This window comes from Candidatus Binatia bacterium, from assembly GCA_036382395.1.
Lineage (GTDB): Bacteria > Desulfobacterota > Binatia > HRBIN30 > HRBIN30 > JAGDMS01.
The window spans coordinates 1-11,158 of sequence record DASVHW010000170.1 but is presented as its reverse complement, the minus strand read 5'-3'; the positions used below and the strand labels follow the sequence as shown (position 1 = coordinate 11,158).

The window sequence follows — 11,158 nt, the reverse complement described above, 5'->3', positions numbered from 1 at the left end:
GGAGGGGTGGTGGTGAACGTACGCATGGCCGAGGGGAAGGAGTTGCCCCAAGCCTGGCGCCCAGGGATGCCTCTGACGGTAGGCAGGAAGACAGAACCGTACGCGGCACCGAGTGGCGGCTGCCCCTTTGGTGCGCAGTGCTACTCCTGTCGGAATGGGCTCACGTGGAATCCCGCTCGTGGTAAACATACCGGGAGTGTCCAGACAGGATCAATAAACCGGCACGCGTCGCAGAGTTCCTGAGCCGCCACCCCCTTTTTGAGTGACGGACACGCCAGGCATCCGCCTGCGCCCCTTCTACAACACGCGGCACACGTACATTACGTACTTACTTGCGCTCGGCGTCTCGCCGCTCTTCGTGGCGCGGCAGACGGGTACGAGTCTCGAAATGATCGAGGCGCACTACGGCGGAATCACCGCAGTTGCGGAGCAACTCGATGCGCTGATCGCAGGGCGAGAAGAAGGCGAAAACGGGAACCTACCGGGAACCCCCTCGGTCAGGCCGGTGGGCCGTGCGCGCCGCGTGGTGCGGAAAGTCGTGTCAATTCAGAGCGTTAGACAAAGAGCGGGCGACCGGGGTCGAACCGGCGACGTCCAGCTTGGGAAGCTGGCATTCTACCGCTGAATTACGCCCGCAAGAACTGCGTAGGTAAGCTGTGCAGACAGTAAGCAAATCCCACCGCCGTGTCAACGCACGCCTCCGACACGCACGCCTCCGGCGAATTCGGCGCACACGGCGGTGCCGAGTCGGCCCGCATCACACCCTTCGAGGCGCTCGAGATCGACCTGGGCCGCTGGTGGCTGGAGGAAGAGCCCCCCGCCACGTGAACGCGCTTCGTCTTGTCGAAGTGCGCCCGATCGACTAAGACGATGGCGGACTTCACACGTAAGAGGACCCGCCATGCTCCGCAAGATCCATCACGTCGGCATCGTCGTTCGCAATCTCGAAGAGGCCTACGCCTTCTACCGCGACACCCTCGGCCTGCCGGTGCACAAGACCGCCGTGGTCGAGGATCAGGGCGTGAAAGCCGCCCTGCTCACCATCGGCAACAGCGAAATCGAGCTGCTGGAACCGATCAACCTCAACGGCGGTATCGCCAAATTCCTGCAGCGCCGCGGCGAAGGTCTGCATCACATCTGCTTCGAAACCGACGATGTCGCCGCCGAGCTCGCCGCAACCAAGGCCAAAGGCATCGATCTCATCGACCAGACGCCGCGCAAAGGCTTGGCGGGCATGATCTGCTTTCTCCACCCCCGCGCCAATCACGGCGTGTTGGTGGAGTACGCGCAACCGATGGACTGAAGAAGCGGTCAGCTGTCAGCCTTCAGCATTCAGCTCGGGACCAGAGACCAGAAACGAGAGAAGACCAATGCCGCTAGCCAAGAAGATCGATCATGTGGCGATTGTGGTGAAGGACCTCGATGCCGCGGTGAAGACGTTTACCGCCAACTTCGCGTTTCCGGTGGAACGGAGCGGGGTCACGCCGCAATTGAACATGCGCTGGGCCTTTCTGTCCATCGGGGATGCGGCCCTGGAGCTGTTCCAGCCAACCAGCGCAGCGAACCCCGGCATGCAGTTCCTCTCCGAACGCGGCGAAGGCATGTACGCGGTTTCGCTGGAAGTCGAGTCCCTGGCTGACGCCGTAGCGCACCTCGCCAAGAAGGGGATCACGGCAAGGATCCAATCGCTCCACGAGGGCACCAAGGTCTGTTTCATCAGTCCCAAGCATACCCACGGCGTCCTGCTGCAACTGATCGAGCACCCGAAATGATGCAGCACTCAGCCATCAGCGGTCAGCGATCAGCCGTATGAGGTGAACGGAATGGGAAAACTCGATGGCAAGATTGCGCTCATCACCGGGGCTTCGCGCGGCATCGGCCGCGGTATCGCCCTGGAGCTGGCGCGGGAAGGGGCGCATATCGCGGTGAATTACCGGCGTGACGCCGCGGCCGCCGCCGACACCGTGCGTGCGATCGAGGCGCTCGGCAGCAGCGCCCTGGCGCTGCAGGCCGACGTCGGCGAGTGGCCGGCCGTGCAGCGCATGGTCGATACGGCGCTGGCGCACTTCGGCCATCTCGACATCATCGTCGCCAACTCGGGCATTGCGTCACGCGTGGCGCCGCTGTGGGATCTCGACGTCGACCACTGGCACAAGGTCATCAACATCAACCTGCACGGCGTCTTCTATACCTGCCGGGCCACCGTGGGCCAGCTGGTGCAGCGCCGCAGCGGCAACGTCATCCTCATCTCCTCCATCGGCGCCGACATGTGCGGGCCGATGGGCGCGCCGTATTACGTCTCCAAAGCGGGCGTGAACGCGTTGACCAAGTCCCTGGCGAAAGAGTGCGCCCCTGCCGGCGTGCGGGTGAACTGCATCGCGCCGGGAGTCATCGCCACGGACATGGGCGAACGCATGATAAAATTTCACGGCGATGCGCTGCTGAACAGCATCCCGCTCGGGCGCCCGGGCCAACCGGAAGATATCGGCAAAGCCGCCGTGTATCTCGCCAGCGATGACGCCAGCTTCGTCACCGGCAAGATCCTCCGTGTCGACGGCGGCGCGTGGATGTGAGGAGAGCCATCAGCGCTCAGCTGTCAGCCGTCAGCGCGGAATGGTTATAGTTCCACTTCGGGCTGAACGCTGATAGCTGACGACTGAAAGCTGAATGATGCAATCCGAATTCCACATCCGCAGCCACCGCAAGTACGAGATGCTCGACATCACTGCCCAAGTGGCCGGCATCGTGCACCAGACCAAAGCCACGGACGGCATCTGCTCGGTGTACGTCACCCATGCCACGGCGGCCGTGATCATCAACGAAAACGACGACCCGAACGTCTGCGAAGACATCATCGAGGCGCTCGACAAACTCGTTCCCGAAGGCATCTGGCGGCACGATCGCGTCGACAACAATGCCGCCGCCCACATCAAGGCGGCCATTCTCGGCCCCGGCGAAACCATCCCGGTACGCGACGGAAAGCTGGTTCTCGGCACCTGGCAGGCGATCATGCTGGTTGAGCTCGACGGCCCGCGCGACCGGCGAGTGGTGGTCACGGTTCGGTAGCTAGCGCGGCCAGGTTTTTCTTTGTCCTCTCCAGGCGGAGGCTCTATCCGGAACACGGCAGAAAGGGGAGGAAGACTCATGCTGGGGCAAGCAACCATCTCGTCGCGCCAGGCGCGGACCGGAGGGATCCGGTACGCCGCAGTCCTGCTGGCTGGCTTCGTCTATGTGACGAGCCTGTCGTCATCCCTGGCCCAGCCAGCCAGCCCCACGGTGGCCAAGCCGACCCCGCAGCCCGCTGGTCCGGCCGACGAGTTTGAGCGCGGCACGCCCCGCAGCGCCATGGCGGGTTACCTCAAGGCCTGCCGTGATGGGGATTACGAACGGGCGTCGGAATACCTCGACCTCAGCCGCCTGAGCCCAGGGGAACGCGTCAGCCGTGGACCCGTTCTCGCGCGTCACCTGAAGGTTGTCATTGATCACACCTTGTGGATCGACCTCGAGTCGCTGAGTGATTCGCCGGAGGGTAGCCTCACTGGTGGTCGTCCGCCACGCCGCGAGCGCGTCGGCACCATCCGTACGGCCAAAGCACCGATCCCAATTCTTCTCGAACGCGTGCCGCTCGATGAGGCGTTCATCTGGAAGGTCTCCGCCCTGACCGTCACCAAGATCCCCCAACTCTATGTCCAGTTCGGTTACGGTCCGCTCGGCGAGTGGCTGCCCGATCCCTTCTTCGAGATCACTTTTGTCGAGATCGAACTGTGGCAATGGATCGGCCTCGGCGTGCTGACCCTCGTCGCGGTCCTGGCGTCGTGGCTCATTACCGCGCTGATCGCGCGTGCCGTCCGCCCACTGGTGACGCGCTTGCGCCACACACTCGAGGACAAGGTGGAGCAACTGATCGTCGGACCCGTGCGGCTGGGGATCGGGATCACGCTTTTCATCTCCGGGTCCCTCCTGCTGGAACTCGCTCTGCCGGTGCAAGCCTTTTTCAACGGCATCGCCAAGGCGCTGGTCGTCACCGCCCTGACCTGGCTGGCGTTGCGGCTCATTGATATCGGCACCTTGAAAGCTGCGGACCGTCTCATCGCGCGCGGCCAGGCAACGGCGGTGGCCATGCTTCCGCTTGGCCGGCGGACCGTCAAATTGTTCCTTATCGCAGTCGCTGCGCTCGCGTTCCTGCAAAACGTCGGCTTCAACGCCTCTGGTCTCCTCGCGGGCTTTGGTGTCGGCGGCTTGGCCGTAGCGCTCGCAGCGCAGGAGACGCTGAAGAACTTTTTCGGCGGTGTCACCTTGATCGCGGATCAGCCGGTGCGGGTCGGCGACCTCTGCCGTTTTGGAGACAAAATGGGCACGGTGGAGGACATCTCCCTCTGGTCCACACGCGTGCGCACGCTCGACCGTACCGTCGTCTCCATTCCCAATGCGCAATTCGCCAGCATGCAGCTGGAGAATATGGCCCGCCGCGACCGCATTCGCTTGTCCACGACGCTCGGGCTGCACCACGATACGACCGCCGAGCAGATGCGGCGGGTGCTTGGAGAGCTGACGAAGCTGCTGCACGAGCATCCCAAGGTCTATGCGCCAACCGCGCGCGCTCTCTTTTCAGGTTTCGGCGGTCCGGCCTTCCAGGTCGAAGTTTCCACCGACATTTTGACCGCCAATTTCCAGGAGTACGCCACCATCCGCGAGGATCTGTTTCTGCGGATCATGGACATCGTGAGCGCCAGCGGGATCAAGTTCGCCCCGCCCTACTGAGGAGTGGGCCTGTGATTGCCTCAGAACCTCGGTGGGCTTACCCTTGAGCCATGCAGCGAGCACTCAGATAACAAGAACCCGACGACGGAGAGGAGCAGAACTATGGATGGGCAGGGACAGTCATCGGCGAGCACTCTTGACGCGGCCGTAATCTCATTCGGCCAGCCGCCGGGGGAAAGCGGCCGGCGCAAGCTGTCGTCATCTCCGTTGCTGGCCGCGGTGGGCAAGGCCGGGACGGTCCACATCTACGCCGACACCGCGGACACAAAGGAGGCGGACGCGCTGGTTTCCACCGATGGCGGCGCGATCTTCAGCGAGGTCGACGGCAACACCGCCAATCAGCCCTTGGTGCACAAGGTCATGGCGCGTTATCTCGACGCAGGCGATGCCGCGGCCTGGGCACGCCGCTTACGTTCGCTCCAGCCCGGCCTCACGGATGACGAGCTCATCCCGTTGATCTACGCCGTCATCTGCGGCCGCATCGGCAACGACATGACACGGGCCTTCGGCGCCGGACGCAGCTGGCAGGTGAGCCTGCAGCTGCACATGAACCTGAGTCGCAATGCGGAGGCCGCCAAGCGCGTCGGCCGCTACCTGCGCCGCATGGTGCCGTCCGGCGTCGTCAAGGTACCGTTCACGCCGCAGACACCGCACTGTTTTCTGATCGCGCGGGATCTCGAACGCGAAGGCATCCCGGTCAACTTCACCTCGACCTTCTCCGCGCGCCAGGCAGTCGCTGCCGGGCTCCTCGCCGACGTCACGCTCACCAACATCTTCATGGGGCGCATCAACCAAGGGCTCAAGGCCTCGTCACTTGGCGAGCACGTGGACCTCGAAGCGCAGCGCGCCCTCCGGCGCCTGCGGCGCGAGGCGGGCATCAAAACCCTGCTCATCGTCGCGAGCATCCGTGACTGGCAGACCTTCGTCCGCGTAGCGGGATGCGACGCCTTCACCGCACCGTGCGACGCCATTCGGGGCTACATGACTCAAAAAGAGATCCCGGCCGCCGAGGTTCGAAGCCAGCTGGAAACCTCATACGAGGATAATTTGGGGATTGCGGATGACGTGCTGCGCACAGTCGGTAAAGAGCGCATCGCACGGCTTTATCACGTCGAGCCCGAACTGGTTCAATTCATGACCGAGCTGCGGTCAACCAAGGAGTACCAGAATCTGCGCGACGGCGATCAGCTCTACAAGCGTTTCGACCAGGCGGGATTCGGCGATCTGTTCTACGCGCCGACGGCAACCGAGTGGCAGGAGCTACGCAAGAATAAGCTCCCCGATCTCAGCTCGGCGCTCACCAAGCGCCTTCCCATCGACACCCTGTACACTCTGCTCGCGGACGCGGACTTCGAGAAGTTCCAGGAAGACATGGACCGCCAGATCCGGGAGCGCATCGGTTGAGAGCCGCGCCCGGTGCGGCAGTCAGGAGGAGGGAGCCTCGGCTTCCTCACCGCAGTGGGCGGACGTCCGTGCCCGCCCGCTCTGACCACCGAAGATGAACCGGGGGCGGAGTAGCACCACCAAGGCGGGCGGCAGGGTCAGGGCGGCCGTGTGTGACGGGGTCGACGACCGTGCAATCACAAACTAGTTATGATACCCGCACTCGCGCTGCGTATGGTCCCTACACGTCCCTCTTTCTTGCAACAGGGCCTGATCGTGTCGGCGGTTACCGTAGCACTGGTGGCGCAGTTGCGCGTCCACCAGAACCCGGATGCCCTCACTGGCTGGGTGTTGCTCATCAGCGCAGCGGTCGTTGCCTCCCTCGCCGGCTGGGGTCTGCCGTCGAATCCCGATGCGCTTGGGATCCCCCCGGGCCAGGTGACGTGGAGGGTCCGGCGTCTATGGTGGGGCACGGCTGCGGCGTGTGCGGTTGCCGCCTCGACGTTCCTCTCTTCGGGGAACCAAATGCCGGTCGTCTCCCTTGTCCTGTGGATGATGGGATTTCTGCTTGGCGGGGTAGCCCTGCGCGGCTGGGTGGTCTCGCCTCCGGGTCGGGCCACGCCACCGTGGTCCCGGCGGGAGGTGGCAGCTGTCCTCGCCATGGTCTTGCTCGGCGCCACTGCACGGGTGATCTGGCTGGATTCCATCCCGCGCTTCTATTTCGCAGACGAGGCGCGGGTGGGGTGGTCACTAGTGCGTACCTACCAGTCGGGGATCCCCAACTTCTTCACCATGGGATGGAACGGCTGGCCCTGGGTCGGCATTTCGCTGCAAGGGCTGTTCGGCCCGTTCTTCGGCCTGACCACGACCAGCTTGCGCATGTCCTCAGCTCTGATGGGGACACTGGCGATCGGCGCGACCTACCTCCTGGCTCGCGAGTTGTTCACCCCACGCATGGCCGTGCTTGCTACGCTCCTGTTCGCGATGTGCAGAACGGCGATCGACTTCAGCCGTCTCGGTATCTGTCACGCTCAGCTGATGTTCTACGAGACCTTCGCGTTCTTCTGGTGGTGGCGCGGTGTCAACACGGGCCGCGCAGCCAGTTACTGGTGAGCAGGCGTCGGGCTCGGTCTGTGCGTATTGACCTACAACGCGGGAGACCTGGTGCCGCTCCTGTGGCTCGGTTGGCTGGGCTTGAGCGTCGTGCTCGCCCCGCGGTCACTGGGTGCCCACTGGCGGGGTGCGGTCATCACCGCGGCAGGATTCCTCGCCGTGGCGTATCCGTGGTTGCACTACATAACGGATCACTTCACCTTCGGAGCCACCTGGGAGCAGTGGACGATCATCGCGCGCAACCGCCAGACGATGGGTCAGGTGCTCGACGCGTGGCGCGCCAGCGGCGCTGGCGCGGCGGCGACAATACTCTGGCGGCAGATCTGGCTGACGTGGCTCGGCTTCGGCGTATTGCCCGATGGAACGTATCGCGAGCTGGGCTACCGTGGCGGCGGGATGCTCGACGACGTCACCGCCACCTTGTTCGTGATCGGCATAGCGATGTCGATCCCTTGGTGGCGGCGGGTGCGAGAAAGTTTCGTCTTGTACTGGTGGTTCGCTACCGCTGTGGCCGGGGGCGTCGCCACCATCGATGCGCCAGCGATCGTGCGGCTGGTGGGCATCCTGCCGGCCATGGCGCTGCTGGCCGCGCTCCCGCTTGATAAGCTGCTGCGCGCCGGAGCGGGGAGCCGAGCGCGGACCGCCATCGCGGCCGTTCTCGTGGCGGTGCTCGTCGCGAGCGCGGGATGGGTCAACTGGCAGACCTATTTCGTCGCCTTTGCGAATGCGCCGTTCCTGGACACTGAGTCGGCGCTTGCGCGTCGCATCGAGCGGCTACCGCCGGGGAGCACCGCGTTCTTGCTGGGCAGGGACAGCTCCATGACCTTCTTCTATGATCTGTTCCGCTTCAACTATCCCGACCGACGGCTCCAGGACGTGCCAGACCCTGCACATTTCCTGCCGCTGCACCAGCCGGTGACCTTCCCACTCGCCCTGATACTCGGACCCACGCAGGTGACGCTGACCAGACACCTACGCACGCTCTACCCGCACACTGAGGTCACCGATGATATTTTCACGCCGGAGAATCGGCTGCGGTTTCGCGAGCTGCGATTGAAGCCAGAGGACGTCGCGGCTCAGACCGGCCTGCACCTGACTGTGTATGATGGTGCGAACGCTGTGGCCGTCCAGATGACGGGCGATCCCTTCGCCGGTCATCTGGACATTCCGAACACTGGTACGCGCCTACACTGGCAGGGACGCATCTACTGGCCCACCGACCGCCCCGTCACGCTGACCGTGCGGGCCGACACGCCAACCGAGATTCGTGTGGCCGGCGAATTCGTCGTGCGGGCAAACGCCGCGACGCCGGCGGATGTGGCGCTCAGCCTGCCGCGTGGTTGGCAGCCGATTACAATCACCGAGCCCGCGACCGGGGAGCGCGCGTTGTCGATGGCGATCAAGAGCCCTGGTCTGACACGTGTTGTGTTCGCCTGGGACCTGAACCCGAACCCTGTGCAGGAAGGGCTCACGGCTGTCTATGAAGAGGCTGGTCAGCCCGCGTTACGGGCGATCGATCCGCAATTGAACGCGTTCGCCGACTATCCCATGTCCCAGCCAGGGAACGAACCCATGGTGCGCATGCCTTTTGCGGCTGCATGGACAGGTGCGTTGCTCATCGGGACCCCAGGCACCTACAAATTTGACGCGCGTGGCATCGGGACCTACTCAGTGCGGCTCGATGACGTGGGGCTGGTTGGTGCAGCATCTGGGCCTAGCGTCACTAACCCTGCGGAACGTGTGTCCTACGCAGAGCGGACGCTGACCGCTGGCATCCATAAGCTGGAAGCGCACTGGGCCTGCCCGGGGGAAGTATCGACTGTCCCACCTGCCCAGGGCCAGTATCGACTGTTCCAAATGTACTGGGCTCCGCCGGACGGCAAGCGGGAGCTCATCCCCCCGTCCAGTCTCGTGCCGTCGGTTCCCGCCGAGGCCGCCGGTTGAGCGCTACGCCCGGTGCGGCAGTCAGGAGGAGGGAGCCTCGGCTTCCTCACCGCAGTGGGCGGACGTCCGTGCCCGCCCGCTCTGACCACCGAAGATGAACCGGGGGCGGAGTAGCACCACCAAGGCGGGCGGCAGGGTCAGGGCGGTGAGGCAGCTGGTCATCATGGTCAGCGGGATGAACGAACCGAGCAGCCGAAAAGAGTAGAAGTCCGATATCAGATAGACACTGAAGCCAGCACTGATGGACAAGGCGACGAAGGCCACGGCGCGCCCCGTCGTCTCCAGCGTCGCGCGCAGCGCCAAGTCGATGTTGCCGGTCCGGCGAAACTCCTCACGCAGCCGGTACAAGCAGTAGATAGCATAGTCCGCCCCAATGCCGACGCCGATGGCGACGATGGTCGCGCCACCCACGTCGAAGGCCACACCGAACCAGGACAAGAAGCCGAGATTGACAATGAGCGCCATCACCAGCGGTGCCGTCACCAACGCTCCACCGAGCGGCGTGCGCAGCAGGATGCTGGCGATAACGAAGATGACCGCCAGCACGACGGCGATGTTCAAGATCTTCCCCCTCACGGTGTGGTCGTTGAGCGCCAGCAAGGTCGGGCCGACGCCGCCGGCCAGCGAGACCCGAATGTCCCGGGGGGGATGCTGTTGGAGGTAATCCGTCAGCCGTCCGATGACGCTGCGCGTCAGGTCGGAGTCCTCGCGGTTGAGAAACCCGAGCACCACGGCGCGGCTGTACGACCGATCCACGAAGCGTTCAAACCCCGGCGAATCGGCGAGAAAGAAGAGCTGCCCGATCAACGCTGCGTCCGCCGGCAAGCCGTTTACGGCGTCCTCGGGCGCAAACACCTCGTAGGTGCGCCGAATGATGTCGGCGAGAGAGGAGGTTCGCCCCACCCCAGGATCTTTCGCCATCGCTTGCTGCAACCCGCTCATCAGCTCGATCGCTGCCGGTGTCTTCATCGCTCCGGGATCGCCCTCGAGCAGAATGGTGAGGGTCGTGGTGCTGGGGAAATGCTTTTCAAACACCCGCAGATCCCGGCCGGCCGGAATCCGGTCGGACCAGTAGGTCGCCGGGTGAACCTCGGTCTTCAGCCGTGGGTATCCCGCAGCTGCAACCACTGCGATCGCCACGAAGGCCGCCACTGTCCAGCCCGGCCGCAACCGGACCGCCGCTTCGAGCGGCGCAAGGGCGTACCCCAGCCAGCGTGGGAGCGGTCCTTCCCCGCCCGTGGCGCGGCCGGTGGGCCACACCACACGCAGGGCAAGCATGAAGGTCATCTCGAGAACCACCGCGGCGAAGATGCCACTGGCAACGCCCAACCCAAACTGTGTCAGCGTCGGGATGCCGAGAACGGACAGCGCGGCAAAACCGCAACCCGCCGTGGCTCCCGCCGCCATCATCACCAGACCAATCCGTTGCGTCGACTCGACGACGGCCGCGGCGCGATTGCCGAGACGGGCGAACTCCTCGTAATAGCGCTTGAGCATTTGGGCCGAGTGGCCGGCGGCCACGGTGACGACCACCACAGGCACCGTCGCCGTCCAGGCATTCATGGGGATGCCCGCAAAGCCCATGAATCCCAGCGCCAAGGCGGTGCTCAGCAAGGCCGTCGCGCTCGGGAGCACGACACCCTGCACTTGGCCGAATGCCAGCCACAGCACGAGTAGAATCGCGGCAATCGTTCCGACGAAATAGTAGCTCTGTCGTGACACCAGCAGCCGTTCCGCGTCCTGGAAAACCGGCGCGCCGGTAATAGCCACGTCAATCTCCGGAGAAGGGTGTTTCGCGACCGCACGTCGGACCGTCGCGGTGATCTCGCTGGCGGTGGGCCCATCATAGAAGTCGACGATGACCAGCGCGGCATGCTCGTCGTCGCTGACGACCGTGCCCTTGAAGAGCGGCTCCTGACGGTAGCGGTCACGCAGGGCCGCTATCGCCGCCTCGTCC

10 protein-coding genes and 1 tRNA gene are annotated in these 11,158 nt (G+C 64.3%); 9 read left to right on the top strand and 2 right to left on the bottom strand.

The window, feature by feature from the left end; translation table 11 throughout:
• Window positions 1-564: 564 nt before the first annotated feature.
• Window positions 565-636 (bottom strand) — tRNA-Gly (locus VF515_07875).
• 48 nt (window positions 637-684) lie between these two features.
• Between VF515_07875 and VF515_07870 the strand changes: the two genes are divergently transcribed.
• The 9 genes from VF515_07870 to VF515_07830 all read left to right on the top strand — a co-directional run bounded on the left by VF515_07870 (window position 685) and on the right by VF515_07830 (window position 9,201).
• Window positions 685-828: a hypothetical protein gene (locus VF515_07870; GenBank protein HEX7407552.1), complete on the top strand. Its 144-nt coding sequence runs from the start codon at window positions 685-687 to the stop codon at window positions 826-828.
• A gap of 73 nt (window positions 829-901) precedes the next feature.
• Entirely contained in the window at window positions 902-1,303 is a 402-nt protein-coding gene (gene mce, locus VF515_07865; GenBank protein ID HEX7407551.1) for a methylmalonyl-CoA epimerase, read from the top strand.
• A gap of 67 nt (window positions 1,304-1,370) precedes the next feature.
• On the top strand, window positions 1,371-1,772 hold the full coding sequence (locus VF515_07860) for a VOC family protein (GenBank protein ID HEX7407550.1): 402 nt from the start codon (window positions 1,371-1,373) through the stop codon (window positions 1,770-1,772).
• 51 nt (window positions 1,773-1,823) lie between these two features.
• A complete protein-coding gene (locus VF515_07855; protein ID HEX7407549.1) occupies window positions 1,824-2,573 on the top strand; it encodes an SDR family NAD(P)-dependent oxidoreductase in 750 nt (249 codons plus the stop codon).
• A 94-nt stretch (window positions 2,574-2,667) separates the two neighbouring features.
• Window positions 2,668-3,066 (top strand): secondary thiamine-phosphate synthase enzyme YjbQ, encoded by a 399-nt coding sequence (locus VF515_07850; GenBank protein ID HEX7407548.1) that lies wholly within the window; start codon window positions 2,668-2,670, stop codon window positions 3,064-3,066.
• Between the two features lie 78 nt (window positions 3,067-3,144).
• Window positions 3,145-4,761 (top strand): mechanosensitive ion channel family protein, encoded by a 1,617-nt coding sequence (locus VF515_07845; protein HEX7407547.1) that lies wholly within the window; start codon window positions 3,145-3,147, stop codon window positions 4,759-4,761.
• Window positions 4,762-4,863: 102 nt separating this feature from the next.
• On the top strand, window positions 4,864-6,165 hold the full coding sequence (locus VF515_07840) for a transaldolase family protein (GenBank protein ID HEX7407546.1): 1,302 nt from the start codon (window positions 4,864-4,866) through the stop codon (window positions 6,163-6,165).
• Between the two features lie 255 nt (window positions 6,166-6,420).
• Window positions 6,421-7,257 (top strand): glycosyltransferase family 39 protein, encoded by an 837-nt coding sequence (locus VF515_07835; GenBank protein ID HEX7407545.1) that lies wholly within the window; start codon window positions 6,421-6,423, stop codon window positions 7,255-7,257.
• Between the two features lie 51 nt (window positions 7,258-7,308).
• Window positions 7,309-9,201: a hypothetical protein gene (locus VF515_07830; protein HEX7407544.1), complete on the top strand. Its 1,893-nt coding sequence runs from the start codon at window positions 7,309-7,311 to the stop codon at window positions 9,199-9,201.
• Window positions 9,202-9,222: 21 nt separating this feature from the next.
• Here VF515_07830 and VF515_07825 read toward each other — a convergent pair.
• Window positions 9,223-11,158 (bottom strand): MMPL family transporter (locus VF515_07825; GenBank protein HEX7407543.1); only part of this gene is annotated, 1,936 nt, incomplete at its 5' end.

Bases quoted from the DNA above. Each gene is read 5' to 3' on its own strand.
- mce (HEX7407551.1), top strand. From the start codon at position 902: ATGCTCCGCAAGATCCATCACGTCGGCATCGTCGTTCGCAATCTCGAA.
- VF515_07850 (HEX7407548.1), top strand. From the start codon at position 2,668: ATGATGCAATCCGAATTCCACATCCGCAGCCACCGCAAGTACGAGATG.
- VF515_07845 (HEX7407547.1), top strand. From the start codon at position 3,145: ATGCTGGGGCAAGCAACCATCTCGTCGCGCCAGGCGCGGACCGGAGGG.
- VF515_07860 (HEX7407550.1), top strand. From the start codon at position 1,371: ATGCCGCTAGCCAAGAAGATCGATCATGTGGCGATTGTGGTGAAGGAC.
- VF515_07840 (HEX7407546.1), top strand. From the start codon at position 4,864: ATGGATGGGCAGGGACAGTCATCGGCGAGCACTCTTGACGCGGCCGTA.
- VF515_07855 (HEX7407549.1), top strand. From the start codon at position 1,824: ATGGGAAAACTCGATGGCAAGATTGCGCTCATCACCGGGGCTTCGCGC.